Below are 26451 nucleotides of genomic sequence, written 5' to 3' on the forward strand. Positions count from 1 at the left end.
AGTTCGAGCGTGCCGCGTGCAGCCCAAATATCCTTGTTATAATTTTCATCACCGGTGGTGAGGTTGTCGCCAAAACCACCGCGCGACAGGCGGGCAAAGCTGAAACCAGCGCGAAATATGTCGCCAAGGCGTGGCGTCATCACATAGATGCCGGGCGGTTGGATAGCGGCGATGGGGATCAGCATTAATGAAGCTCGATCCGCTCGCCCGTATAGAGGAACTTCCGATCCCGCAGGACGCCGGCCCAACAAAAAAATGGACCGAACAGATGCTTGAGCTGGCGGCGCACATCGGGCCTTATGCTACACTTCTGCTTGTCGATCGCGTTGGGGGACAAAAAATTACCGTCCCAATGGATCCGGCGCGCAATCGGCTGCGCCAGGTCGTCGGTGATGAGGCAGCTGCCGTTCTCAGCCGTGTATATGGCGCCAATGAGCTGCTCATCCCGGTAGCACGTGCCGCTCTGAATGAAGCACGACGGGGGGCGGTGATTGCGGCGATCCGAGAGAAGCGATTGACGATAGCCGAAGCTGCACCGATATTGCGCACGTCGACGCGGTATGTTTCGTTTCTGGTGAATCACACTGAAGAGGGTAAAAGAGACCGGGCATGGGAGCCAACCAGAATTAGGGCGCGAGCTCCCGACCCTCGACAACTCGATATGTTCCCATCCGCTGGCTAGGGTCTGGCCGCGCACCCCCTTTTGGCGTTCATGCACCACCTAGAGCTGCTTCATTGTCACACCGGCGATGAGGGATGCGCGTGCAAGATAACTGGTTCTCCTGGTTCACCGTTGTCTACCAGCTCTCCGTCGTGGCGATCCCGATAGCGATAGCGGTTGGCACGCTCTGGCTGAGAGCAAATTATCCGTCACGTCAGGATTTCGAACGACTCTCCGCGTCGATCACCGGCGTCGCGGATCGTGCGACCGCCATCGAAACGCGGCTCAGCCATCTGGAGGCGGACGACAACCAGCCGCCGACGCGATTGACACTGATGGAGGAGATGGCCGGCCTTTCGTCTAGACTGGCTGGCCTTGAGGCTACTATCGAATCCGACCGGCGAACGGTCGAGCGGCACTTCACCGCGCTCGAGGCGCAGATGCGCACACTCAACCAATATTTGCACACGCTTGTCGAGCGCGCGGTTCAGGGTGACCATTCATGACCAATGCTCTGCTTTCTGCACTGATCCGTCGTGCCATACTCGATCTCGTTGAAGACACCGGCGGGGAGCTCAACGACGAAGTGATTACGCTCATGCTCAACGAGCTTGGTCACCGCGTCGCGCGATCGGTCGCGCGTAAAGAAATTGCCTGGCTGCACCAGCTGGGGCTCGTTCGCATGGAAACTGCCGCAGAATTTCTGATTGTCCGATCGACTCAGGCTGGTCGTGATGTGGCGAACGGTCTGCTGCGGGTTGAGGGCGTTTCACGTCATAAGACGGGCGAGTGAGCCATGTCGGGCCGATCTTCCATCACCCGAAATCCTGACATCCAAGCCGCTGTCGATCAATTGGTCGCGGAGGGCGCTTCAATTGACGATATCGCTGTTGCTGTTGCTGACTTTGGTATCAGCCGTTCGGCCGTTGGCCGCTACGCCCGCCGATATCGCCCGATGGTCGAAGGAATTCAACGCGATAACGCCATTCGCCAGGCGCTGCGAAAGCATTTGCCGGATGGCGTCGATACCGCGCTGGTCGATGTCGCACTCTACCGTGCGCAGGCGGAGGTTCTGCGTACTTTTGATGGCATGGGTGAAGATGACACTGCCGCCAGTCCAAAAGAAGTCGCCGCGGCCGTCCGTGCACTGAAGGCGCTGGTGGAGACGATGCGTCACAAAAGGAGCTTTGAGCGCGAGGTTCGCGAGGACGAGCGCAAGAAGACGGTCGAGGCGGCCGAGCGCGCAGCACAGCGAGCCGGTGCTTCGGCGGAGGTGATCGCGACAATCCGCAAAGACATCTTGATGGGTGCCGCATGATAGGGCGCCTAACTATGCCGCGTGGCGCCCCTGAACGCGGTGCGATTATGCGCCTCGCGCTTCGGCTAACTGGTCATGCACAGTCGCGGGGGATGACGTTGGTGCGGCTAAGGCGGACGCTTATTCGGCGCAGCCAGTCGGCGTACATCTACCTCAAGGATGCTCGTGGTCGGTGTTGGATCATCAGAGTATCCGATCATTTTCGTCCTAACGAGGCGCCGCATCATTGGCCTCATTTCGACTTTGTTACGCCTGGCGGAGATGCAGGCTTTATCAGCGCCTGCCGCACAATAGATCTAATCGCGATTGGCGAATTCCCGTGGCACGACCCGGTTCATGACGCGTCTGAGGTTGCCGACCGAATTGCGAGGTTCGCCGCGTGAATGACGAAGCACAATATGCCCTTCTCTCGTATCAGAGTGAGGCGATCCGCTTGGCGGAAGAGCACCAGTTCTTGATCATCGAGAAGAGCCGTCGCGTCGGCATGTCCTATGGATTTTCTCCCATGGCGGTGCTCGCTGCCAGCGCCGCCGACAGCCCGGAAAACGTGTGGTACGTCGGCTACAACCTCGACATGGCACGGGAATTCATCACCTACTGTGCCGACTTCACCAAGGCGTTCGAACAGGTGCATGAGATTGCTCCCATGCTCGAACACACCCGTCGCGCCTTCCTCCGCGATGAGGGTGGTCAGCTGCGTGACGACAAGGGGGTCGCGGTTGAACAGGTCGGCTACATTGACGACGGCGATATAGTCGACGTCGGCACCGACGGCTTTCTGATCCGGGGTGACGCCGGGCGAACGATCAAGGCTTACCGGATCGACTATCCGTCTGGCCGAAGTATCGCTGCTCTGCCGTCCAGCCCGCGTTCCGTACGCGGCAAACAGGGTTTCTTTATCATTGATGAAGCGGCATTTCACGACAATCTCGAAGAGCTGATCAAGGCGGTCCTCGCGGCGCTGATGTGGGGCGGCAGAGTTGTTCTCATTTCAACCCATGACGGTGCCGACAATTTCTTCAACACGCTGATCGAGGAAATTCGGGCGGGCAAGCGTGCCGGCCATGTCATGCGCATCACGCTCAAAGATGCTATGGGTGCCGGGCTCTACAAACGCATCTGCCTCGTCGCCGGTCAGGAGTGGTCACTCACAAAGGAGCAGGCGTGGGAAGCTAACCTGCGCAAGACGTACGGCGATGCGGCCGACGAGGAGCTCGACGTCATCCCGGCGCGCGGCACCGGTATCTACTTGGCGCGCGCGACCATCCTCGCCGCAATGTCTAAGGAACTGCCGGTTGTTAAACTGCGATGCCCGGACGGTTTCGAGCGCCGCGATGAAGCGTGGCGGCGCGACTGGCTCGACGAATTCCTGACAGCGGAGGTCCGGCCATGGATCGACGCATTCAACCCGCATCGTCGTACCTTCATGGGGCAGGACTTTGCACGCACCGGCGACAACTCGCCTGTGAAGTTTGGACAGCACGACGCCAACATGCGGCTGGTCTGTCGCCTGACGCTCGAAATGAGGAACGTCCCCTTTTCCGATCAGGAATATGTTCTGGAATGGCTCATCCGGCGCGTCCCCCACTTTGCCGGTGGCAAGATGGACGCTCGCGGCAATGGCTCGGCCCTGGCTGAAAAGATGCAGCAGAAATTCGGCTTCGACGTGATCGAGGCCGTCATGGCCAGCGACAAGACCTATCTGGCCTACATGCCGCTGCTCAAGGCCGCGATCGAGGACCGAACCATCATCTTACCCCATGACGAGGGCGAACTCGACGATCTGCGCATGGTCAAACTGGTACGTGGCGTCCCGAAAATTCCCGATCGGGCAGCTAATGTGAAGGAGGACGGCAAGGTCGTCCGCCGCCATGGCGACAACGCGATCGCCGATATGCATCTCGTCGCCGCTGCAGCCGCAGACCCAGGCGACACCGAATTTCACACCAATGGCGAGCGCCAGTCGGGAGGAGATGAGCAAATCATCTCGTCGACCGGCTTTGGCACCGTACGCCGCCGCGACGGAGGCCTATAATGCCCAAACCCTATGCAACCAGGCTCAACCTGCGCGGGCGAACCTCTGGCGCTGTGGCTGCCCTGACGACCGAAATTGCGACCACCCGCGACGGGATGGACATCACCCGCCCGTTTGTTAGCGGGTTGCAAGAGCCGCGCGATCCGCGTCTGCGGGGGTCGGTTGACTGGGGCGTCTATGACCGCATCCTCCAGGATGATCAGGTCTTCTCAACCCTGCAGCAACGCCGCACCGCCGTCGTGTCGTGCGACTGGACCTGTGTCGCGGGTGATCAGGATGATCCGCGATCGGTGGCCGCGGCAGACGCCTTTTCGGTGACGCTAAAGCGGATTGGTTGGGACCGCGTTACCGATAAGATGCTCTTCGCCGTCTTCCATGGCATCGCTATTGCGGAGATTATGTGGGAACAGCGCGCCGGCTTGATCGATTTTGCATCGATCCATGTTCGCCATGCGCGTCGCTTCCGCTTTGATGATGCTGGCGAACTCAAGCTGATCACGCGGGCAGCGCCGCAGGGCAAGCCGTTGGAGCCCCGCAAATTCTGGACCTTCATCGCCGGTGGTAGCGATGACGATGAACTTTACGGCCGAGGCCTCGCTGAATGGCTCTACTGGCCGGTCCTGTTCAAAAAGAACGGCCTCCGCTTCTGGAACACGTTCCTCGACAAGTTCGGCTCGCCTACCGCGCTGGGCAAGTACCGGCCCGGCACACCGCGCGCCGATATCGACAAGCTCCTCGGCGCCTTGGGCGCGATCGCGACGGACAGCGGCATCGCCGTGCCCGAAGGGATGGCGATCGAACTGCTCCAGGTCGCGCGATCCGGTACGGCCGATTTTGCTGCGCTCTGCCGCTACATGGATGAGGCGATTGCAAAGGTTATCTTGTCGCAGACCATGACCACACAGGACGGTGCCTCGCTCAGCCAGGCGCAAGTGCACGCCGGCGTGAAGGAAGAGGTGGTCCGCTCCGACGCCGACCTGCTCTCGGACAGTTTCGCTGGTCAGGACGGACCTGTGCGGTGGTGGACCGACATCAATTTCGGCACCGACGTCGCCGCGCCGATCGTGCGGCGCGTCGTCGGGGAGGAGATCGATGCCAAGGTTGAGGCAGAGACCGACGGCGCTATCAAGGGGCTGGGCTGGGAGCTGACCGAAGAAGCGTTCCGCGACAAATATGGCGAAGGATACGCCAAGGTCGCACCCGCCACTCTCCCGTCGCCCGATGCCGCCGTTCAGCGCAGAGATCAGGCTGATGAAGAGGGTGCCTATCCGGGCGATGCCAACGACACCACGGATCCCAAGAGCCCAGCCAGCTTCGCCGCCGATGATCCCCGCCCACTCTATGTCTATCGGCGGCTGCTTAATGCCGACGAGCTGATCGCCTGGGCACAAGCGCAGGGGTTCCGGACGACGCTGCCGGCAGCAGATCTCCACGTTACTCAGGCCTATTCGAAACGGCCGGTCAACTGGATGCAGTGCGGCGCATATTGGGGCTGGCCCGATGAAAAGACTGGCTTGAATGTCGGTGCTGGTGGCCCGCGCCTGATCGAGCGGTTCGGGGACTCGGCCGTCGTCCTCGTCTTCTATGCTGGCGCACTGGAAAACCGGTGGCGCGACCTGCGCGACAAGGGATGCAGCTGGGATTTTGAGAGTTATTTCCCTCACGTCACCATCACCTACGATGCCGGTGATGTTGATCTGGCTCAGGTCACGCCGTTCAAAGGGGAACTGCGCTTCGGGCCGGAGATTTTTGAGCCACTGGAGGAAGATTGGCAGGCCCAAGTGCGAGAGGCGAGCTTCGCTGCGCCGGCAGGGCCTGCACCGTCGAGCAGCAGCGAGGCTGTGACCGTCGATGACCCCGATGACGCCCTCGCCGATCAGCTGGTGGCGGAGGCCGGTTACCGCGCAGCCAAAGCACTAACAGACCCCATTCTCGGGGCTGTGCGCGCGGCTGATAGCGAAGCGGAACTGCGCGCGCTGCTCAATGCAGCGCCGGGCGATCCTGCTGCGATGACACAGGTCATTGAAAACGCGAGCGTCGCCACCCGTCTTGAAGAGGAGAATTAAACATGTCTGCCCATGTCATTCCCACCGACCAGCAACTGCGCCTTTTCATCGAGCGCATCGAACGGCTGGAGGAGGAGAAAAAGGGTCTCGCCGACGACATCCGGGATGTCTACGCCGAGGCCAAGAGCCAAGGGTATGAGGCGAAGATCATGCGCCAGATCGTACGGCTACGACGCATGAACGTCCAAGACCGCAAGGAAATGGACGCGATGCTGGACCTCTATAGGGCCGCGCTGGGGATTTCGTGACACTCTCGCGCCCGTTCGGTTCGCTGCCGCTGTTCGCGTGGAATGTAATCCATGCGGATCCGCCCTGGCACTTCTCGAACTATAGCGAGGAGGGCGAAGGGCGGAACGCGTGTCGGCACTATGACACCATGTCGATCGATGACATTGCCGCATTGCCGGTCGGCGAACTCGCGGCGGGCGACTGCGCACTGTTCCTCTGGGTGACGGATCCTCTGCTGCCAGAAGGGCTGCAGGTGATGCGCGCCTGGGGCTTTCGCTATACCACCGTGGCGTTCACCTGGGCAAAGCGATCCAGGCGCGACACCGGCTGGCACATGGGCACTGGCTATTATACCCGCGCCAATCCCGAGACATGCCTCCTCGGCATGACCGGACACATGCGGCGGGCGGATGCCGGCGTGCGGCAGCTCATCGTCGCGCCCGTTCGCGAACACAGCCGCAAGCCGGACGAGGTGTATGTTGGCATTGAGCGCCTGTTCGGTTCCACGCCATCGCGCCTGGACCTTTTCTCACGCCAGCAGCGCAGTGGCTGGACCAGCTGGGGCAACCAGACCGACAAGTTTGAGGCGGTAGTATGAGGCCTGTCCACCACGTCGCCCAATGCATGACCTGCGGCAAGGTTTGGAGCAGCGGCCTATGACCCGCCCTGATCGATCCTCCACCATTTTCATGAAACCCGATGACGCTCTGCGCGTCTGGCAAGAGCGTGGCGTGCTGCGTCCGACCGTCAATTGGTCGGAGATGATGCACGAGGAGCATGCCGCAGCCTTCACCGTAGCGAAAATTGCGCAGCTTGACCTCCTGTCGCAGGTGCGGGAATCGCTCGACCGCGTTCTGCGCGATGGCGGCACGTTCGAACAGTGGAAGGCTGACATCCTGCCCAATCTGCAGAGAGCTGGCTGGTGGGGCGTCGTGCAAAATCGTGACCTCACCGGGACGGACGATTCTATCGTGGTCAATGATCGGCGGCTGCGGACGATCTACCGGACCAACCTGCGCATGAGCATTTCGGCGGGGCGATGGCGCAAGTATCAGCGGGAAAAGGATCTATTCCCTTACCTCCGCTACCTGTCCGACCATTATCGAAAGCATCCGCGCCTCGACCACAAGGCGCTGCATGGCGTCATCCTGCCCATCGACCATCCGGCCTGGCAATGGATGTTCCCACCTAACGGCTGGGGCTGTAACTGCCGCGTCGAGCAGGTGAGCGAAGCTCGGATGCGCCGCAACGGCTGGGTGGTCAGCGATCGCGCCGACGCACTGGCGACACCGCCGACCACCGAATTTGTCCGGGCGGATGGAACGGCCGTCGCCGTCCCGACCTATGTTCAGCCAGGCTTCGGATACAATCCCGGCACAGCCCATCTGCAGGTGCTGGCGGAGCGGATGACAGCGTCGATCGAGCGGGCATTGGCCAACGGTCTGGATGACGCGGCGGCTGCATCTTTACGGTCAATCGTTGATGACCCGGCTTTTGAACAGTTTCTTGCTCTGCCGCAGCCGCGCTTTCCTCTGGCTATCATGCCGGAGGCCGACGCAAGTCTCATCGGTGCCCGCACTAGGGTCGCCGTGCTCTCCGACTCCGATGCGCTTAAACAACGGGTTCGCTCTGAACAGGGTGACACCTTCCGGGCACTGCCCAGCACCTATCGGTCAATCGTCGATATCGTTCGCGATTTTACTATTCGCGGGCGAGAAGGCGACAACACGATGCTCTACGCCATGATGCGCGAAGATGGCAGATATCTGTGCGTTGTGGTGCAGCGTACCGCCTCCGGGCAAGGTCTCTTCATCAAGAGCGTGCGTGTTCAGGCGAGCAGAACCATCGACCGGTTGTTCAGCGACGCGGTCGATATCGTGGATCGGAGGAATTAGGTGCACGGCGGGGACTTGCATTCCCCCGCATGGCGCTACCGGGCGACGCCCGGTGCTGCGGCCGCAAGATTCACCGCGTCGCGTGCACCGGGGGCACCCTTAGCACTGGCGACCTTAACATTCAATGCATCCGCCCCGGTGGCGGGGGCAGGAGCGTGGCAGCGCTCCAAGCCGGCGATCGACACTCGCCACACCCCAACGGGCCTCTATCAGGGCCGTCCCGCCAGTCCGTCCGGACTATGGGAACACATAGGGAACAAATATGGCCGTGTCGAATCGCAAATTCAGCCTGCCGGAGGGCCTTTCTCCGGTAATGCCAACCCGCCCAGTCGCCGGATACATCGGCGGCAAGCGCAACCTCGCGCGGCGCCTTGTCGAACGAATCGCGGCGACGCCGCACACCACTTACGCCGAGGTGTTCGTCGGCATGGGCGGCGTCTTTTTCCGTCGCACGGCACGTCCGCAGGCAGAGGTGATCAACGACTGGTCGCGCGACGTTGCAACCCTGTTTCGTGTGCTGCAGCGGCTATACGTCCCCTTCATGGACATTCTGCGCTGGCAGCTCACCACGCGTACGAGGTTCGAGGAACTGTTGCGCACAGACCCGACCACCCTCCTCGACATCGAGCGGGCGGCGCGGTTCCTTTACCTCCAGCGAACGGCTTTCGGCGGCAAGGTCGTCGGTCGCGGTTTCGGGGTGTCGCCATCGACGCCGGCCAGGTTCGATATCACCAAATTGGGGCCACTGTTGGAGGCTGCGCATGAGCGCCTTTCCAGCGTCGTCATAGAGCGCCTGCCGTGGTCACAATTCATCTCTCGTTATGATCGGCCTGGCACGCTCTTCTATCTCGACCCACCCTATTATGGGTGCGAGCGTGACTATGGCGACGACGCCGGACAGCCCCTGTTCTCGCGGGAAGAATTCGAACAGATGGCCGAGCAGCTCGCGTCTATTGAAGGTCGGTTCATTCTCTCGCTCAACGACCATCCGGACGTGCGGACGATCTTTGCCGGATTCGCGATTGAGGAGGTGGAGACCGTCTATCAGATCGGCGGCATGGATCGGGCAAAGCGCGTCGGTGAACTCATCATTATGCCGCCATGAAATCGGCCTTCAGATCAGTTGCAAAGGTGGGACACAAGGTGCGAAAGAAGGTGCGAAAGCAGGTGCGAAATTCATTCTACCGAAAATACCACGGTGGGTTTAAAATTCGGCCGTTTTCCAAGGCTTTCGCTGTTCACACTATAAATTCGAACGAAGTGCGAAACGCCGACGCATTTCTGCGGTTTTTGGCTGGGAATTCACCCACTATGGCCGCGCAAAATCCGAATCGCGCCAAAAATTCAGGTACCATCGGCATCCCGCTTCGAACCCGCGAAAAGCCCAATTTTCTGCCACTTTCATCCCGTGCGAATGCCGGAATGTCCCGGCTTATCCCCGACACCATTTATTGGCGCGGCACAGACAAGAGCTTTTAGAGTCTTTGACAAGACATATTGTAGCACTCGAAAATGGGATCAGCGACCTTGGAGACGCGCAATGTCCGCCTCGATTTGGGTTCGGACCACCTCGGAAAGCGGGCGCCGCGGAATGCCGCGCTGGTCAGCTTCAGCAATCGCTCGAGCGCGCGCGGCGACGATATGCTGCCGGATGGCATTGACGCCGCCGAAACCTGCATCACGGATCAACATCTCATCCGTGAAGGTGTCAATCGCGCGCTTCTCAGCATCAGAGATGAAAACCGACATCGACCTGCTTCTCCCAAAAACGCGCCAAGCGCTGCAACGCCCTCCTCTCATATAGAGCACTTCAGCCTAGGTGTCACGATCAGCTCCCGCGCCGGCGTCACAGTCCCGCTGATCCGATAATTCAATCCGACCTCCTCGATGTCGGCCCAGGCGAACAGCTCGCGCACTTCCGGCCGGTCATTTATCGACAGGATAAAACGCCCCTCGACACCCTCTAAGAGGGTGCTTAGGCGCTCGAAATCATCTCTGCAAAACACCCCGACACCATAGTCGCGTTCGTTGCCCCAATAGGGTGGATCGCAATAGAACAAGGTGTGCGGGCGGTCGTACCGCTCGATCAGCTGGCCGAACGGCAAGCACTCGATCACCACGGCCGTGAGGCGCTCATGCACATCCTCCAGCATCGGCTCCAGTTTCGACAGATTGAAGCGGGCACCTGGCCCCGTCGTCATCACGCCATAGGCGCGGTTCTCGACCTTGCCGCCGAACGCGAGCCGCTGGAGATACAGGAAGCGCCCCGCACGTTCGAGGTCGGTCAGCGTGTCGGGATCGACCTTCAGCAGGCGGTTGAACTCGGCACGGCTCGACAGCTGCCATTTGAGCGTGTCGAGCAACTGCGGATAGTGGCGCTGCAACAATCGGAACAGCGTCACGACGTCCCGGCTGATGTCGTTGATCACCTCCAGCCCCGGTCGGAGCCCGCGCCGGAAAAACACGCCGCCCATGCCAACAAATGGCTCAACGTAGCAATCGTGCGGGACGCCGGCGATCAGCTCGACGAGACGCTTCGACAAGGACCGCTTGCCGCCGATATAGGCTGCGACCGGACGGACGGGATCGACCGGCTCAAGCGTCACCAGGGCCTCCGTCCATCAGCGGCATGGGCAGCGTCGAGAGTGCGCCACGCGAGCGCTGCAGCCATGCTGCAAACCCCGTTGCCCGCTCCTCGGGTGCGGTCCAGCCGATCGGCCATCCCATCGCGTGGTCGAAGAATTGCGGGTTGGAGATCAGGTCGCCGATCGAGGAGCCCGCGCCAAAGCTGAAGCTCACCCGGACCCGGTGCGAAGAGCGGGGCATCGTCACTGGCGCCCAGCCCATGGCACGCATTGTCTGCCACAGCTGCGTCCACGCCCGCGCCGCATTGCTCAGGCTGAATTGCCCCGAGCTCGTTGCCGCCGTGGAGTAGGGCGATGTCGGCCGGATCGTCCCCTCGCCCACCATCAGGTCGGGCATATACCCCGCATCGGTCGCCGTCGGCGTAGGCCAGGATGAAAAGCCGTCGTCGGCGATGGCGAGCGCCTGCTTCTCGCGCCGTGAACAGGCCCGCTTTTGCGACAAAGCCCAGGCGGCGAAGGCTGTCCGCGACCTCGGCAAATCCCAGATCGATGTGCCCTTCGACATTTTCGGCAAAGACCGCTCGCGGCCGGACCTCGTCGATGATGCGCTCGACGTCGGGCCATAGGTGACGCGGATCGCGCTTGCCGCGCCTTTTACCGGCGAGGCTGAATGGCTGACAGGGATAGCCGGCAGAGAGGATATGTATGCGGCCGCACCAAGGCTTGCCGTCAAAGGACTTGAGATCGTCCCAGACAGGTGCCGGAGCCAGGGCCTGGTCTTCCATCCTGGCCACGAGAGTGGCCGCTGCATGAGCTTCCCGCTCGACGTAACAGACAGTGCGATATCGGGGCTCGGCGATGTGGATGCCGAGGTCGAGGCCGGCGTAGCCGGCGCACAGGGAGAGGCCGCGCAGATCGTCGCGGCCGCCATGGTCGGTGATAGGGGAACGAAAAGCCACAAGGCTGGTCTCCGGGAGACGCTCAGCTGGCGCTCGCGGGTGGGCTCGTCGACCTCAGGTGATTGATCTGCCGGCAACGCCGACACTTGATCTCTATAGTGCCGCTGATAGCGCCCGTCGAGGCCTTGAACAACAGCGCACGGCACCCGCCGCAACGAATCGACTCCTGCATGATGACGTCCTACCAACCCCCGGCCGGTGCGCCCGGTGGGGGAACTTGGCGCGACTCGCGATCGCGCCTGGTGCAGGGTCTGTGCCTGCGGCTCGGGGCGCGCCAACGCCCCAGCCTCCCCCTCGCCTGTCGGCTGGGGGAACGGGTGTCACACCCATTGGTCGATCGTCAGCTCCCACCGCGTCCGCCCCGGGCTGCGCCGGTCGAACGCGCGCAATGAACGCAACTGGCCATAATGGATGCGGTGATATTGCCCGGCCGTGACGGCCGGGTCCTCGACGATCAGCAGTGGGGATGTCTCGCCGACGGCGAGCTGGATGGCATAGAGCGCATCGACCTCGTCGTTGGAAAGGTCGCCCAGAGTGAATGCATAGCTGCCCTTGCGCACACCCTCGACATTGGCAAAGCCGCCCCCTGCCAGAGCGGTCGAGGTCCCCGTGTCAATCACCCGTCGACCAGCGCCCCATTCATTGTTGAACACAGGCACAAACGCCTTGCCGATGATCGAGACGCCGATCGACAGCACTGCCAGGCCCGCAGGTTGGGTAACCGTTACGCGAATATAGCGAACATTCCACGTCGCGCCAAAGTGCAGGGCGTGACTGCGCAGCTGCGCCTGGCCAGTAGCATCGACCGCGCGCAAAGCCGTCGATGCCCTGATCACGCTGGTTGTATAGCTGGCCGAACCGCCGGTGATCGACCAGGTCGTGCCGGCAACAGGCGGGATGACAGAGATCAGCGCGATGGTGTCAATCGTCTGCACACTGCCCAGGTCGATATCGATGGTAGCGGCCGATCCGACGGCACTGTCGGTCCACACTTCCTTGGGGTCCGGCGTCAACAGGTTGGCGCCGCCAGTGCCGCGCGAGACGGCGATCGCGGCGATGGCCGTCGGTTGCAGGATCAATATATTGCTCATGCCAACCTCCGCAGCACGGTCACGCTCGACAGCCCGGTCGCGCGATTATCTTCAGCGCCGATCACGAACACGTCGACGCCGCCGCCATAGCCCAGTTGCGGCCCACTGATGCTGATCACCTGCCCGATGAACCCCAACCACTGACCGGTCAGCAGATGCTGCTCGACGGCCATTGGGACCCCGAAAAACCCCGCCCGCCGCGTCTGTTCGGCCGTCGCGCCTGCCAGCGTGGCGAGACAGGTCATCCGTTCGGCTGTCACGGCTTTCGCGCCCCACCGCGCGACCAGAACCGCGTCCGACGACGCGAGCCACAGCCCGCCGTCCTGCAACCATTGGGCAAAGACCGGGTCGACGCTTGCCATCGCTGTCAGTCAGCCGCCGTGACCGCATCGATCGGCATGTCGGCCTGCGGCCCGCGCCAGTCCAATCCATCGCGCAATCCTGTATGGGGTGCCGGCCATGCATCAGGGTCGGTGTGGTCGTCCGCGATGACAGCCGACAGTTGAGCCAGAATGACGGCTGAGCGATCGCCCTGATTGAAGCCCGACCAGCCCTGCTGGATCGTGTGCTGATAGATCTCGGCAACCAACATCCAGCCGCTGTCGTCGAGCAGGTCAAAATGGGCGTAGAGCAGCTCTCCCGCCGCACAGATCACATCGGCAGGCACGCCGGGCAGCGTCTGCAGCCGGTCGGCAACATCCTCGGGGGCATGGCCGCCAAAGGCATAGGCCCGGATGCGCCGGACCAGCTCGCCTGCATCGACATAGTCAACCATTGTCCCTTCCTCCCTATGAAACTGACAGCGTCGCAGTACCGGTCGCTATGGTGATGGCGTTGCCGCTGCTGCTGTTCTTCGCGCCCACCAGGCGGCACTCGTAACTGCCGGCGCCGAGGCCGCTCTTGGTCTGATTGACGTTGACTGACCCGGCCTCGCCCGAAAGGTCGATGGCGCTCCAGGTCGCGTCGCTGCCGACGATCGCGGCGGCAAAATCGGTCCAGGCACCGCCGCTACCTGCGACGCGATATTGCCATTTGGCGGCCAGCTGGTTCGCGCCCGATGCGCTGTTGTGGGTCCAGTTGTAGGTGAGCGGGGCAGTGCCGACGAGGCTCTGGCCCGCGGTGATGGTTGCAGTGAAAATCGTTTCGCCCGCGTCGGCCGAGGTCATCTGCGTGAACCCGGTGCCGGTCACATCCTCCAGCGTGGCGTCGCTGCCGCCACCGCCGCCGCCATTGCTAGGTGGCGCGTCGTCCTCGACTGCGACGGCAATGACGAACGGCCCATAGGAGACGCCATTGTGCGTGAAGCTATGACTGATACTGCCCGGACCGCCCGCGGTGAGGGTGATGCGGCCCTTGTCGGCCGATCCATTGGTGTTCTCGATCGTCGCCGTGACGCCGGTCGTCGTGATCGAATGGCTGGTCGCATTGTCGGTGCGGATCGACGCGCCGCCCCGCGTCACGCCAGGGGTGATCGTGCGCGGCAGCTGGCCGCTCTTCGGTGTGCCCTGCCAGTCTCGAAAGATGGTCTGGGCAGGCGGCGGCGAGACCACAACCTGTGCCAGCGACGTGATGTCGGCCCCGGTCTGGATACCCGTCTGCCACACGCCATTGGCGCGCAATTTCACGACTGGCGTGGCAGCGCTGGTATCGACCCAGACATCGCCGTTGGCGGGCGAACCGGGCGCGGCAGCGGCATAGGTCACTGTGTTCCGGGTCGCATCGAGCGCGCCGCCATAGCCCAGCCCGCCGATCGTCACCTGCCCGCCGCCGGCGCCGGACAATGCGCCATTGGCGCCGATCGAGATCGCAAGGTTCTTAATCGCATTGTCGCCGAGCGACGCGCCAGCGCTGTCGACCAGATTGGAGCCTGCCCGCGCGCCGACTGTCGCGCCGGGCTCGGCGGCATTGAGCGTGAACAGGCCCATTTCGCCATAGGTGGCTGTGCTGCCGCCCGGTCGCCCCATGGTGATGCGCAGGAACATCAGGTTCGCGCCCGCTGGCACGGTGACCTTGCAGATGCCGCTGCGCGTGACGGCTCCACTGGTGTTGCCGCTGAACGCGCCGCCGCCGTTCAGGACGCCGCCTGAGAAGGCCGTGCCGACTGATATGGCCGTCCCGCCACTGGTATAGAACCAGGCGTCGACCCCGAAATTGATGGTGCCGTCAGATCGATAGGCGAACTGGAGATAGACCTCGCGCCCGGGAATGACCGGCATGCCATCGTCCACATGGAAGGGGCTGGCCCGGTCATAACGCGTCGGGTGATAGGTTGCGCGCGTGGTGTTGCCCGCCGGTGTGTGCCGCAGCCAGCCCGGCACACCCTCAGCTGCCCCTGCGCGCCAGGCCAGCTCGCTCGTCGCCCAGCCGCCCGTGTTTTTGAGCCACCAGCCGTCGGCGCCGTTCGAAAAATCGCCGTTGCGGCACAGATTTTCGCCGACCGTTGCGCGCGGCTGCACCTGGTAGAAGAGCAGCTGATCGTACGTCTGGTCGGCCCCGGCCTGCGCCTGGCCCATGATGGGCTTGGCGAGGTCGATGTAGCGGCCCGCAGCGGGTGTGCCGATGATCGGAAACAGCTCGACCTTGACTGCCACTGCATTGGCCGGTGCGTCGTGATAGGCGCGATGCAGGTCCCAATTGGGGCCGCACCCGCCAGCTTCGACGAAGGCCGACGCCTTGCTCTGGTCGGACACGTCGAAGGTGCCCAGACCGCCACCGGATGCGCTGTAGTAAGTGAGGCGCAGCAGGCAGTATCGCCGGTCGACGCCCGCGCCCGTGTTGAGCACGTCGGCCCGCGCCAGCCAGCTGAAGAACAGGCGCGCGCCTGGTCGGATCGGGATAGCACTGGCACCCGTCCCCCCGCCATTGAGGGCGATCAGGTTAGCGCCCGATCCGCCGACCACGCCCGAGCAACGGAAAAAGGCTGGCTGATCGCCTGCCGTGGTCGACGTCTGCCGCGCGGCGGTACCGTACGACACGACCCAGTCTGTGGCATTGCTCGCCAGCGTCGCGTTGCGGATCATGTTATCGCCCGACGTCGCGCCCAGATCGCCGACATAGCCGAGGCCGGAGATCGTCACCTGCCCACCGCCCGCGCCAGCCAGCGCGCCGGATGCGCTGATCGAGATCGCGAGGTTCTTGATAGCATTGTCGCCGAGCGACGCGCCGCCACTATCAACCAGATTGCTGCCTGCCCGCGCGCCAAGCGTTGCCCCGGCCTCTGCAGGCTTGAGCGCCTCCACCGGCGTGCCGTCGGCATAGGTGACGTCACCGGCCAGCACGATCGCGGCCAGGCTGCCACGGGGGATCGGGCTCTCATTCCGCTTGTACCCGATTTTGGTCGTGGCCACGGGCCGGAACACGGACTTGCGCTCGACCGCTTGACTGACGGCCGATGCAACACTCGCCCCCCAAACCCAGGGCCGGATGATGATCGAACCTGTGGCATCGAGCACCCACAGCAGCGAGACGTCACCCAGCAGCGCGTCGATCGCCTGCGCCGCCGTCATATTGTCGTCATCGACCAGCCACCCTACCGGGTCCGTGCGGATCGCGTCAGCCGCAGCGACAGTGCCCGCAACGAAGGCCGGCCCGCCAACCGCTGCGACGACACGCGAAGCGACCGAGGCGGCGGTCTCGACATAGCCGCCCGCTGTCTCGCCGCGCACATCGACGTGCAACAATTCGGGCTGCGTCCACCATTTGAGGCAGGCAATCGACGGGGCAACGACACACCCGCCCGCAGGGGCGGCCGCTGCCCGGAGCGCCGCCAGTGTCGCTGCCATCGATCCTTGCCAGCCCAGCCCGGAAATGGCGGCTGCAGCGGCGCCCTTGTCCCGCACCGCATCGATCGCCTGCAGCGGCCGCGACGGATCGGCGACGGCATAGATGTTATTCGCCTTGTCGATCGGCTCGACGGCACGGTTCCACACCCGGCCCCACAGGCGCGGCTTGATCTTGCCGGCCCACTCGGTCGGGCCTTCCAGATCGCCGGTTCCGGCATAGCGCGTCGTCAGGACCGGTTTTTTGAGGTCGGCGGCCGGGTCGGCCAGAGCCAGCCGGAGCACCCCCTTTTCAACCTGGTCGTCGATCACCTTGCCGACCACGGTCACGCCCGGCAGCGCCCCCTCCGGCCCGATCCGCACTATGACGGGCGCGTCCTTCCAGAAAAAGGCTGCCATGGCGGTGAGGTCGGCGTTACGCGCCGGCGCCCAATCGATCTGCAACGCCTTCGGCACGGCGCCGGTGCCATAATCGCCTTCCTCGACGTTGAGCTGCGCGATGATCGTCGGCAGGGCCACAATGCCGGCGCGCCAATCCTGGTTGTCGTATCGGTAGGGCTTGTCCGCCCCGCCCCCGGCAAAACGAACAATCTGGCCAACGCCGTCATTGGCGCGGGCCGGCTGGGCCTCGATCAGGATGATGGGCGCGGTCATACGCTGGTCGTGGCCAGGCCTGACAGTCGCTCTTGGATCAGCCTGGACCCGAAGCCGGCATTGAGCGAGACCAGCAGGTCCATCTGCTCGCCCAACTGGCCGAGTTGCGCAATCATCTGTGCATTCTGGTCGTTGTTTTCGTCGAGCGCGGCATTGGTTGTCGCAAGGGCAGGGTCAGACGCCGCAGACGCCGCGGCGATACGCTCATTGGCCTTGGCAATGGCAGCCGTCGCCTGGTCGAGGATCGATGCACGATCCGCCGCAAAACCGCCCGTCGTGCCATAAATCTCCTTCGACAGGCTGTTGAGCTGTTCGAACAAACTGGCCAGCCGGTCGCCTGCCCCTTCTTTGCCGGCGGCCAGGTCGCCCCGCGCGCTGTCGATCTGGGCCAAAAGGGCGGTGCGCCGATCGAGCGCAGATCCCTCGAACAGCGACCCGCTGGTCATCTCGTCGACCAGCCGCTTGAGCGACCCGACCTGCGCGTCCAGCAACTTCTCTGTCAGTGCCTGGCGCTGCTCGGCATTATATTTTTCAATGGCAACCAGGTCGAAACCATAGTCGCGCGCGACCCGCACCCGTTCCCGCGCCTGTGCTTCGAACGTGCGGAATTCGCGCTCCATGATCGCACCGATGCCGCCCAGAGCCACCTCGACCTCTTGCACCTTAAGGGCTTCCTTGACCGCCTTGTCGAGATTGCTGGTCGACCCCAGTGCCCGCTGCACGGCCGCTGACAGGCCCTTGATGCCGCCGTCGGCGATGGCATTTTGGATGGCATAGGCGACACCTGCTTCCTGGCCGTCCTTGCCGAAATCGACGACATCGCCGCCTTTGAGCTTGCCCGTCTTGCCCGACCCGCTCACGCGCACCTTGTCCTTGTAGGTGCCGATGGAGACCAAATAGCTGCCGACTTCGCCGCCCAGCTGCTCGGCGATGCCCGCGATGCCATTCTGTACCGCCTCGGCAAGGCTGCCTGCGGCGGCCCGTGCCGACTTCTTGTTGCCCGCGACGGAGGCATCGCCGGCGCCCGACACCACCGCCGTGCCATAGGGCGTCTTTTTGAACAGTCCGCCGACCAGCGAACCGACGATCGAACCGACGATGTCCATTCCCGGAATGCCGGTTGCCCCGCCGATCGCCCCGCCGATCGCGCCGCCGGTGGAGCTGGTCTTGAGGCCCAGTGACTTGCCGAGGCCCGCGATCTGCGTGCCCGTCTGCGCACCAGCCAGCCCCCGCTGAAGCCCCTTCTGGATACCGTCTGGAAGGCCCCTGATGCCATTCACAGCGCCCAGCACCGCGCCGACCGGACCCGCCGTGACATAGCCTTGGATTGCGCCGGACAGCACACCGCTAAGCCCGGTAAAAAAGCGCACGCCCAGCAGGTCGTCGAGTGCCGCCAACGCCGGATCGACGGTGTCCTTAACCAGCCTGTTGAAAAAGGCATCAGGCCGCAACGCCATGACACTACCGCGAACGACAATATCGCGTTCCTCTGCACCTGCGGTCGCGTCGGCAATCGCCCCGGTGGCGGCTGTCGTTGCGGTGGCCGCTGCGGCCACTGACGCGGCGATGGCACCGAGCGGATCGTCATTGTTGATCCCGCCGACCACAGGTGACGAGGTTGCACGATCGATCCGGTCGGACACCCGCAGGAACGTGGTGGCCAGCGTGTCGGCCGCATTGCCCGCCCGTGTCGTCCCGGCTGTCATGATGTCGACAGCACTCTCGATGCCCGTTTCTTCACGGACATACCGTTCCAGCCCCCGTAGTGCCGGACCAAAGATTTGCTCGGTCAGGATGCGGCCCTGCACCTGCTGGAAATTGCGCCGCAGATTTCCAAGGAAATTGCCATTGCCCTGTCCGCTCAGCAGTCCTTCCAGATCCGACCGGACATCGGCGATCGACCGCTGGTAGGTGCCGACAATCTCGCCGCGCCGCGCAATCTCCTCATTGAGCTGACGCTCGGCCACGACATTGGCCAGGATCGCCTCGCGCTGCTCGCGCGTGACCGTGCCAACTTTGTCCTGCTGCTGATAGATTATGGCTAGCGCCGCGGCCTCGTCGTCTCGACCGGCGCGGATCAGGCTGAGCTGATCGATCTGGCGATCATGCTGCTCCATGAGATCACGGAATGGCTGGTTAAGGCCGTCGGCGACGGTCTGGATCGCACCTTGCGCCGCGCTCATCTGCTCGCGCAGCGCGGCGGCTTCGCGTTCGCCGATCCCCCCGCGGCGAAGCCGGGTCTGTGCCGCTTCGATGATCCGGTTGAGGTCGTCGACCGCGCCATTGGCCTGACGGATCAGTGTCGGCTGGACCGTCCAGCGATTGTTGATCTCTGCGATCCGGTTGTCGATCTGCTCCGCGAAGCGCAGGTCACCGGCATTCAGTCGCTCGGCACGCGCCGCCGCGGCCGCCGCCGATCGGTCGCGGCGCGGACGTTCCGACAGTGCGCGTTCCCTCCGCTCCAACTGCTGCATGCGGCTTGCGAAGTCGCGCTCATCAATCAGATCGAGTGCATAGTTGCCGCCGATCGGTGTTCGGCCACCCTGCTCGATCGTGTAGCGGCGACGTTCCAAAAGGCGCGCTCGTTCGCGCTCGATCTGCGCACGCGTGCCGGCTTCAGGATCGGCACGTTCACGAGCAGTGCGGGCCTCATAAGCAGTCTGTGCATCGGCGACTGACCCGCGCGCATCCGCAATCTGACCCAGCAGCGTTTGCCGCTGTTCTTCCAGAACACGGATCCTGGCCCGATCTCTGCCGTTCGTGGTGAAACCGCCGATAAAGAAATCAGCCACGGGCCCGAGCTGGCGAGGACGGAGGCGCGCCAGTTCCCGATCAATACCGCCTAACTGTCCTTCGAGTGTTGACACCGTGGCTTGTGCCGCCGCCCGTGAATTTTCGATCAGCAGCGCCTGTGTGCTGATGAGGTTCCTTGTTGCCGAGTTGAGTTGGTCAATGCCGGCAGTCAGATCTCCGACAACGCCGGTCTGCGCGACCAGGCTTGAGCTGAAATCGATGCTCGAGGCCCGGGCCTCGTCTGCCGCCGAGCTGGTCTCAAACAGCTTGGTGGCCAATATACCGACCAGCGGCAGCACCACGCCCAGGCCGATGCCGACAGGGCCGGAAAGCACAGTGGCCATCCGCGACAATGTGCCGGTCGCCAGGCCTCCGGTCGAATGCATCATCTGGATAACGCCGACAGCTTGCTGAGCCTGGACCGTGAAGGCAACGAACGGGTTGCTGCCCATGGACAGCTGCGTGAAAAAGTCGCCCGCCTGGAACCCGAGCTGCTGAAAGCCGATGCGCGCACCGTTGGACGCACTCGTCATCCGGTGCAGCTCGGTCGTGCGCCCTTTGAGGGCGGCGATCGACGACAGCGCTTCGCGCCGCTCCCGGCTGATGGCATCTGCCATCTCGCGCGCGGAGATGGCCCCGGCTGTGTGCGCGGCGCGCACTGCCTCCAACGTCGACCGATAGTTGCGGATGACGGCAAAGGTCGGGTTGAACTGCGCTCTGAGGTCGGCCAGATTGCCGGAGGCCCGACGCATCGCGGCGGCATGCTCGTCCTGCGCGGCAGCCGCCGCCCGCGTCGATCGGGTCGCGCCATCGCTATACTGTTGGAGGATCGACAGGGCGCCGGAGATGTCGCGCAGCGCCTGCTGCGCCTGCGCACTGTCTCCACCGATCGTCAGGCCGACACGCAACGTCATCCGCCCCTCCCGGCGACGCCGTTAAGAACGTTTTTCGCTGCCCCTTCCATCACACGCACTCCGGCCCAGACCTCGGGCGTCACGGACAGCCCCGACAGGTCGAGCGAGGCACGACAGGCGCCATGGTCGAGCCCGACATAATGGACGCGCCCGTCCTGCAACGGCACCGTGCGCCATTGCGACGCGACCGTCAGGAATGCCTCAAGCACGGCATAATTCTCCGGCCACACGCCGATGTCCTGGCGGGTGGCCAACATGGCATCGACGGCTTCGGTCGGAACGCCCAGCAGGCGCGCTTCCTCGGCCGCTTCGGCCAACCCTGTCGGAGCCTCGCCCGCCCAGGCCCGGGCGAGCAACATCAGTTTCCCTGACGCGCCTTCCCGACCGCTTCGAAATAGCCGGCGGCAATGGCATTGCGGGCATAGGGCAGGGCCAGCACCTGGTCGCGCACCTTGTCGGAATAGGGCAGGGCATTGCCCTCGCCGTCGGCCAGATCGCCGAGTGAGACGATCACCCGCTGCAGGAAACGCCGCGAATCTTCTTCGCTGGCGAGGTCGAGTTTCGCGACCTCGTCGAGCGACAGCACGCGGAACGTGACGTCGAGTGTTTCCTTCTCATGGCCACCGTCGGCGGGCACCAAGACAGTGATGGTGTGGGTGAAGGTGGGTTCGGCAACGATCTTGAACATGGGGGTTCCTTCATCGTGGGGTGACGGGCGGCCGTTCATGGGCCGCCCGAGACAGGTTAACGGATGGTCAGTTTCCACTGGTCGTCGCCGGCGTTTTGCAGCGGCACGAATTCCAGTGGCCATTCGACAATGTTCTGGGGCTGCTGGTATCCCGTCAGCCTCTTCTGGGTGGTCACGGGAAAATCGAGCTGGAGCACCTTGCCCGCGCCGACGCCATGGACCAACTGGATCGCCCGTTGCGTCTGCGCCGTCGCCGACGTGAACGGATCATAGGTGGCCAGAGCGACGGCCTCGACCGTCGCCTTCAGGCTCTCCTTCTTGTCGACGACCATCGCCACTTCCTGGCCGACCAGCATGCGCATCTGCACATCGACGCCCATGTCGAATTCGAAATCGCGCAGCGTGAAACCCGTGCCGCCGATCGTGAAGGTAGGCGTATTGGCCTTGCTCGCAATCATCGGGGCCTTGAACCCCGTCAGCGTGGGTGACACTGCCGCAACCGTGGTCGGGATCGTGAACAGGCCCGAGATTGTGAACATCCACATCGGAATGCCTTGAGCATTCAGGCGGAAGACACAGGTACCCCGCGCACCCAGGATGACGTGACGGACCGCATTGCCGAGCCCGTCACCGATGGCGAAGTAAATCGCCCCGCTCTCCGGCCCGCCGGTGACAGGCGTATATTCGACCTTGGTTGCCGCAGTCACGGTCTCCGCCACGCTGCACATCCGCAGCAACGGCCCATAGGCAGGGGCAGTGCCAAGCGCGCCCGACGAGGCCGCCTCGACCGAGAAGGTCAACTTCGCATAGACGCCCGCCGGCATCGACGGCGACGCGCCCATCTTGGGCTGCTCCAGATTGCGATCGACATCCTCGCCTTCCATCGGGGACAGCGTGACATCGATGGCGAGGACAGCGTTTGCCGCGCCCGTCGGCACAGGATCGACGCCGTAGCCGCCGCCCTCGATCTTCACCAGCAGCGTCTTGGTTTTCCAGAAATAGGGCATCAGTCATCCTCCTCGATGCGCTGGAGCGACCCGTCGGGCATGCGCATGAAACGACCGCCGGTCGCGGGCATCGGCCCGTCGGCGTCGAAGGCTCGGGGCGCAGCTGCGGGCGCGGCCTCGCCTGCTGCCCCCTGCAGCGACGAAGATTGCTCCCCGCCTGCAGCCCCAGCTGTCAGTGCGGCGTAGGCAGCCTCGGGATAGACCGGCATGTGACTGAACTCGGTCACCTCGTCGGCTGCGGGCTTGGCTTTGCGGGTCATGGGGTGATCCTCAGTTGGTCGTCGAGAGTGAAGTCGATTTGGTAGACGAGAGCCTGGTCCTGCGATCCGACCAGCTCGGCGCGGCCCAGGGTGAAAACTCCGGGCGCATCATCCGGCCCCCAACCGGCAACGGCCTTGATCACGTCGACGACGATCGGCGCGGCCTCTGCCACGGCCGCGCCGCCCAGGGCATCGCGCACCTGCCGAACGACAAGAACCACGATGGCGGTTTCGGCCACGCTCTGCGTGAACAGACCGGCTGCCGCATTGGCGATGCCGCCGACCAGAGCGCCGGGCAGTACAAATCCCGCGGGAGTGTGCTGCGGCAGGCGGTTGTTCTCGACCAGCTGGCCAAATTCGGCCGCGCTCTCCAGCCTGCCGGCCAGCGCCGGCACGCGCGCCTCGATGCGCGCGCGGATCGCTTCGCCCCTGTTCATATGAAGCCTGTCAGATTTTCGGCAGTGAACGGTCGGTCCCTGTCGGTCGTTACAACGCCCGACAGATCGGTTCCGGCAGGCTCAACCCCCTCGAGCGGCAAGCGCACCGTGCCGCGGCTGATCCGGTCCAGCTGCGTCATTGCATCTTTATAGTCCTGCTCGATCTTGGGATCGGGCATGAACGGATGCAGTTTGTAGATCGCGATCGCCTGGGCAAGGTCGGCGAGCAGCGGCGGCGTGGAGGACAGCGGCAAGGCGTAACGACCGGCGAGGTAGCCATCAATGACTGCATCGGTATCACCCAACGCGGCATCGACGATCGCGCTGTCGACCGCGCCGGCAGGCGGTGTCGCGCGATCGGTCAACTGCAGCAACAGCCGCTCCCCATAGCGGGCCGTCAGCATGTCGAGCGTGGCGTAACTCACCGGTCGCCCCCGTCAGCCTGCCGGCGCGTCGGGTGATGCGAGTTCGACGATCAGGGCATCCTCGGCCAGGATCGCCCGCGCCGCCTCAACGCCGATCTCGTCGACCGGCAACGGCAACGGCACGGTGCCGAACGCATAGCCGGCGCGGCGGAATGTCCGGCCGGACGCCGTTCGAACGACAAGCACCTTGCCCGCCAGATCGCGGTCGTCGCCACTGTCGATCACCAGCGGTGACACAGTCGTCGTAGCCGCGCCGTTGATTGCTTCGGCTGGAACGATCAGCGTGCGGGCGGGCGCAGCAGGATTGGCTGCCCCCGCCGAAGCGGGGGCAGCAGCAACCTCTGCCGTCGGCGGGGCGGCCGCTTTGCGCCGCACCGCCATCATGCCAGCCACGGCACGACGAGCAGCTCGGCCGTGCCTTTCCATTCATTGGTCTCGCCGCCGGCAGCATATTCGCTGTTGAGCAGCTTGAGGCCAGCGCTTTCGAGCGAGGGCGGCACGACCAGCAGGTTCGGCTTGATGCCGAGAGGCCGGCCATAGTCGCCCTTCATCGACCCCATCGCAGCGCGCGCTGCACCATAGTTGGCCGCGTTGAGCGCCTGTTTCGACCCCCACGCCTGCTGCCAGAACCCGTAGCCGAAGTTCATTCGGGCATCGACGCCATAACGGAATTCGTTGAAGTCGAAGACATTGTCGTCGGTCACCTTGTCGCGGGCGACCAGATCGCCGAAATCGCGGCGAACCTGCTTGATCAGCGGCTTGAGCGCGCGCGACACGTCGAGCAGGAACCAGGGCGTACCGGCGCCGCCATCGGTGTTTGCGACCGAAGTGACCGCCCCGTTCGCATCGAGCACAGGGTGATCGGTATCGAAGAAATACTGGCCGTCATAGCAGGGGGTCGTGAAGCCGGCCTTCAGCAGGTCCCAGATCAGCTGTTCGGGGTCGAGCACGGTTGCTTCGCCGATGCCCTCGAACAGCAGCGCATAGTGGCCGAGATTGTCGGTCTCGATATCGTCGCGGTCGACGCCGATCGTCAGCTCGAACTTCTTCTCCTTGATGGCATAATCGCCTTCGGAGATGTTCTGCACGACACGCCCGCCAACCCATTCGCGGATACGCGGCATCTTGCCGAGCCAGCCGTAGCGTTGCTCTTTCTGGCTTGAGGGTACCGTGCTGGCGATGCGCGGCGACAGCGGCGCAGGCGCGCCGCCTGCACCCTTGCGCATCGCAGTCGAATTGCCGAGGCGCAGGGCATTGAGATTTTCAGCGTTCAGGATCATCGGCTTCGCTCCGTCAGAACTCGACCCAGACGCCCTGGGCGTCCACGTCGAAGCAGATGCCGGCTGCAGGGCGCGCGCCGGCGTTGTTGGTCTTGGCGACGGTCTGGTCGTCGACGACATAGACGGTCTTGCCGATCTCGGACCGGGCGATCAGGTCGCCGGCCGCCGAGTTGGCAAAGCGGAAAATGCCGCGCCGCACGTCGACCGACGCTGCGCCAGCTTCACCGGCGTTGACCACCGTTTCATCGGCCCGGCCGACGGCGATATTCGCGGCGGTCGCACTTGCAGGCACCAGAAAGCCTGCAGCGTTCAGCTGAACAAGCGCACCAGCATAAATCGTGGTCGCAGCCGCGATCGGGAAGTTGCGGATTGGCCCGATCACCTCGGGCGTGTTGCGGGCACCGGCAAGGGCAACCATCAGAGCGTCTCCTTCTTGGCTCCGGCCGCCGCGACGGTGGCCTTGTAATCATCCTCGTTGAGACCCATCAGCGCGACGACGTCGCGCTGGCTGGCGGTCAACGCGCCGCCGTCGCGGGCCTGAGCAGGCGCATCGCCTTCGATCACGGCGCCCGCCTTCACGACAGGCATTGCATTGATCAGCGCCTCGGCACGCGTCGGATTTTCCATGTGCAGCGCGACATAGTCGTCGCGCAGCGGGGTGACGCCGACACGCCCCTGGGCAATCGCGCCGTCGACAAAGGTTTCGGCCTGCCGGCGCTTGGCGTCGGCGCGCTGCGCCTCCAGCTCTTCGGTCAGGCTGGCAACGCTTGACTGCAGCGCCAGCACCGTCGGATGCTCCAGCACCGCATGGGTCGACACGGCATCGCCGGCCAGTTTGGTTTTCAGCGCCGCCTCGATCGCGGCGTCGTCGACACCGCCTTCCAGGCCGAGCAGCTCGATCAATGTCGCCTTCCAGTCCATTGCGTCTTCCTCCGAGTGCAGGGCCGTCAGCCCGCGAAGATTGGGGGTGTTGGTCAGGCTGGCGCGCAACAACTGCCGCACCTCGCCCGATTTGCTGTGCAGCACGGCCGGGCTGATGCCGGCGTAGGCACCGTCCTCCATCAGGCGCCGGCCCTCGCCGGTCCATTCGACCTGACCCCACAGGCCGTCGGCGCGCGCTTCGAGCGCGACGATCCAGCCACGTGCCGGCGCCGGCAGGCCGAGTGGCGCGGCCTTGTCGGTCGCATGGCATTCATCGATCGGCAGCCGCAGCGCACCGCTGGGCATCGACTGTTCGATCAGCGCATGCATTGACGGGACGTGATAGGGGCCACGGCCGTCGTGCGTCGTGATCGGCCCTGCCGGCAGCAGATGGATCCAGTCGGGCACATCGGCACCTGCCGTCAGGGCAAGCGCAGAGCATGTGGCAATCAAGG

General features: G+C 63.8%; 31 protein-coding genes. 12 read left to right on the forward strand and 19 right to left on the reverse strand.

Going from position 1 to position 26451, the window contains the following annotated elements:
• On the reverse strand, nt 1–185 hold a 185-nt coding region (locus IT472_RS08705; RefSeq protein WP_297180924.1), incomplete at its 3' end, for a hypothetical protein.
• Between the two features lie 2 nt (nt 186–187).
• Here IT472_RS08705 and IT472_RS08710 point away from each other — a divergent pair.
• The 11 genes from IT472_RS08710 to IT472_RS08760 all read left to right on the forward strand — a co-directional run bounded on the left by IT472_RS08710 (nt 188) and on the right by IT472_RS08760 (nt 9682).
• On the forward strand, nt 188–682 hold the full coding sequence (locus IT472_RS08710) for a hypothetical protein (RefSeq protein WP_297180926.1): 495 nt from the start codon (nt 188–190) through the stop codon (nt 680–682).
• 80 nt (nt 683–762) lie between these two features.
• Entirely contained in the window at nt 763–1167 is a 405-nt protein-coding gene (locus tag IT472_RS08715) for a hypothetical protein (RefSeq protein ID WP_297180928.1), read from the forward strand.
• Complete coding sequence (locus IT472_RS08720) at nt 1164–1454, forward strand: hypothetical protein (protein ID WP_297180930.1); 291 nt, start codon at nt 1164–1166, stop codon at nt 1452–1454. The genes IT472_RS08715 and IT472_RS08720 overlap by 4 nt, the downstream gene beginning before the upstream one ends.
• Before the next feature lie 3 nt (nt 1455–1457).
• Nucleotides 1458–1979 (forward strand): phage protein Gp27 family protein, encoded by a 522-nt coding sequence (locus tag IT472_RS08725; RefSeq protein ID WP_297180932.1) that lies wholly within the window; start codon nt 1458–1460, stop codon nt 1977–1979.
• A gap of 379 nt (nt 1980–2358) precedes the next feature.
• Entirely contained in the window at nt 2359–4014 is a 1656-nt protein-coding gene (locus tag IT472_RS08730) for a hypothetical protein (protein WP_297180934.1), read from the forward strand.
• Entirely contained in the window at nt 4014–6080 is a 2067-nt protein-coding gene (locus tag IT472_RS08735; RefSeq protein ID WP_297180935.1) for a DUF935 family protein, read from the forward strand. Before IT472_RS08730 ends, IT472_RS08735 begins: the two co-directional genes overlap by 1 nt.
• A 2-nt stretch (nt 6081–6082) precedes the next feature.
• Nucleotides 6083–6328, forward strand: coding sequence for a DUF2312 domain-containing protein (locus IT472_RS08740; protein WP_297180937.1), 246 nt, complete (start codon nt 6083–6085; stop codon nt 6326–6328).
• A complete protein-coding gene (locus IT472_RS08745) occupies nt 6325–6906 on the forward strand; it encodes an MT-A70 family methyltransferase (RefSeq protein ID WP_297180939.1) in 582 nt (193 codons plus the stop codon). Before IT472_RS08740 ends, IT472_RS08745 begins: the two co-directional genes overlap by 4 nt.
• 91 nt (nt 6907–6997) lie before the next feature.
• A complete protein-coding gene (locus IT472_RS08750; protein ID WP_297180941.1) occupies nt 6998–8203 on the forward strand; it encodes a phage minor head protein in 1206 nt (401 codons plus the stop codon).
• 262 nt (nt 8204–8465) lie between these two features.
• Nucleotides 8466–9308: a DNA adenine methylase gene (locus IT472_RS08755; protein WP_297180943.1), complete on the forward strand. Its 843-nt coding sequence runs from the start codon at nt 8466–8468 to the stop codon at nt 9306–9308.
• The gene (locus IT472_RS08760; RefSeq protein WP_297180944.1) at nt 9305–9682 is read left to right on the forward strand and encodes a hypothetical protein; all 378 of its coding nucleotides are present in this window, start codon (nt 9305–9307) and stop codon (nt 9680–9682) included. Before IT472_RS08755 ends, IT472_RS08760 begins: the two co-directional genes overlap by 4 nt.
• 39 nt (nt 9683–9721) lie before the next feature.
• Here the strand turns inward: IT472_RS08760 and IT472_RS08765 are convergent, their stop codons facing one another.
• The 3 genes from IT472_RS08765 to IT472_RS08775 are packed head-to-tail and all read right to left on the reverse strand — an operon-like array spanning nt 9722 to nt 11353.
• Nucleotides 9722–9952: a hypothetical protein gene (locus tag IT472_RS08765; protein WP_297180946.1), complete on the reverse strand. Its 231-nt coding sequence runs from the start codon at nt 9950–9952 to the stop codon at nt 9722–9724.
• 47 nt (nt 9953–9999) lie between these two features.
• Nucleotides 10000–10809: a DNA adenine methylase gene (locus tag IT472_RS08770; protein ID WP_297180948.1), complete on the reverse strand. Its 810-nt coding sequence runs from the start codon at nt 10807–10809 to the stop codon at nt 10000–10002.
• Entirely contained in the window at nt 10799–11353 is a 555-nt protein-coding gene (locus IT472_RS08775; RefSeq protein WP_297180950.1) for a hypothetical protein, read from the reverse strand. Before IT472_RS08775 ends, IT472_RS08770 begins: the two co-directional genes overlap by 11 nt.
• A 244-nt stretch (nt 11354–11597) precedes the next feature.
• Here IT472_RS08775 and IT472_RS08780 point away from each other — a divergent pair, with 244 nt between their 5' ends.
• Nucleotides 11598–11813 carry a hypothetical protein gene (locus IT472_RS08780; protein ID WP_297180952.1) on the forward strand — a complete coding sequence of 72 codons (216 nt, stop codon included), beginning with the start codon at nt 11598–11600 and terminating at the stop codon, nt 11811–11813.
• Nucleotides 11814–12067: 254 nt separating this feature from the next.
• On the opposite strand, the gene IT472_RS08785 is transcribed toward IT472_RS08780, so the two are convergent.
• The 15 genes from IT472_RS08785 to IT472_RS08855 are packed head-to-tail and all read right to left on the reverse strand — an operon-like array spanning nt 12068 to nt 26404.
• Nucleotides 12068–12838 (reverse strand): hypothetical protein, encoded by a 771-nt coding sequence (locus tag IT472_RS08785; RefSeq protein ID WP_297180954.1) that lies wholly within the window; start codon nt 12836–12838, stop codon nt 12068–12070.
• Entirely contained in the window at nt 12835–13200 is a 366-nt protein-coding gene (locus IT472_RS08790) for a hypothetical protein (RefSeq protein ID WP_297180956.1), read from the reverse strand. Before IT472_RS08790 ends, IT472_RS08785 begins: the two co-directional genes overlap by 4 nt.
• A 5-nt stretch (nt 13201–13205) precedes the next feature.
• Complete coding sequence (locus IT472_RS08795; RefSeq protein ID WP_297180957.1) at nt 13206–13613, reverse strand: hypothetical protein; 408 nt, start codon at nt 13611–13613, stop codon at nt 13206–13208.
• Between the two features lie 13 nt (nt 13614–13626).
• The gene (locus IT472_RS08800) at nt 13627–17271 is read right to left on the reverse strand and encodes a hypothetical protein (protein WP_297180959.1); all 3645 of its coding nucleotides are present in this window, start codon (nt 17269–17271) and stop codon (nt 13627–13629) included.
• Nucleotides 17268–20978 (reverse strand): hypothetical protein, encoded by a 3711-nt coding sequence (locus tag IT472_RS08805; protein WP_297180960.1) that lies wholly within the window; start codon nt 20976–20978, stop codon nt 17268–17270. Before IT472_RS08805 ends, IT472_RS08800 begins: the two co-directional genes overlap by 4 nt.
• On the reverse strand, nt 20975–21337 hold the full coding sequence (locus tag IT472_RS08810; RefSeq protein WP_297180962.1) for a DUF1799 domain-containing protein: 363 nt from the start codon (nt 21335–21337) through the stop codon (nt 20975–20977). The genes IT472_RS08805 and IT472_RS08810 overlap by 4 nt, the downstream gene beginning before the upstream one ends.
• A complete protein-coding gene (locus IT472_RS08815; RefSeq protein ID WP_297180964.1) occupies nt 21337–21666 on the reverse strand; it encodes a hypothetical protein in 330 nt (109 codons plus the stop codon). The genes IT472_RS08810 and IT472_RS08815 overlap by 1 nt, the downstream gene beginning before the upstream one ends.
• Nucleotides 21667–21722: 56 nt before the next feature.
• Nucleotides 21723–22673, reverse strand: coding sequence for a hypothetical protein (locus IT472_RS08820; protein ID WP_297180966.1), 951 nt, complete (start codon nt 22671–22673; stop codon nt 21723–21725).
• Nucleotides 22673–22933 (reverse strand): hypothetical protein, encoded by a 261-nt coding sequence (locus IT472_RS08825; protein WP_297180967.1) that lies wholly within the window; start codon nt 22931–22933, stop codon nt 22673–22675. The genes IT472_RS08820 and IT472_RS08825 overlap by 1 nt, the downstream gene beginning before the upstream one ends.
• Nucleotides 22930–23370: a hypothetical protein gene (locus IT472_RS08830; protein WP_297180969.1), complete on the reverse strand. Its 441-nt coding sequence runs from the start codon at nt 23368–23370 to the stop codon at nt 22930–22932. Before IT472_RS08830 ends, IT472_RS08825 begins: the two co-directional genes overlap by 4 nt.
• A complete protein-coding gene (locus IT472_RS08835) occupies nt 23367–23795 on the reverse strand; it encodes a DUF1320 domain-containing protein (protein ID WP_297180971.1) in 429 nt (142 codons plus the stop codon). Before IT472_RS08835 ends, IT472_RS08830 begins: the two co-directional genes overlap by 4 nt.
• 12 nt (nt 23796–23807) lie before the next feature.
• Nucleotides 23808–24170 carry a hypothetical protein gene (locus IT472_RS08840; protein WP_297180974.1) on the reverse strand — a complete coding sequence of 121 codons (363 nt, stop codon included), beginning with the start codon at nt 24168–24170 and terminating at the stop codon, nt 23808–23810.
• 5 nt (nt 24171–24175) lie between these two features.
• Nucleotides 24176–25075, reverse strand: coding sequence for a Mu-like prophage major head subunit gpT family protein (locus IT472_RS08845; protein ID WP_297180976.1), 900 nt, complete (start codon nt 25073–25075; stop codon nt 24176–24178).
• Between the two features lie 13 nt (nt 25076–25088).
• On the reverse strand, nt 25089–25493 hold the full coding sequence (locus tag IT472_RS08850) for a hypothetical protein (protein ID WP_297180978.1): 405 nt from the start codon (nt 25491–25493) through the stop codon (nt 25089–25091).
• Complete coding sequence (locus IT472_RS08855) at nt 25493–26404, reverse strand: phage protease (protein WP_297180980.1); 912 nt, start codon at nt 26402–26404, stop codon at nt 25493–25495. The genes IT472_RS08850 and IT472_RS08855 overlap by 1 nt, the downstream gene beginning before the upstream one ends.
• Nucleotides 26405–26451 lie beyond the last annotated feature (47 nt).

Origin of the sequence: Thermomonas sp., assembly GCF_020850895.1 — a bacterium.
Classification (GTDB): domain Bacteria; phylum Pseudomonadota; class Gammaproteobacteria; order Xanthomonadales; family Xanthomonadaceae; genus Thermomonas.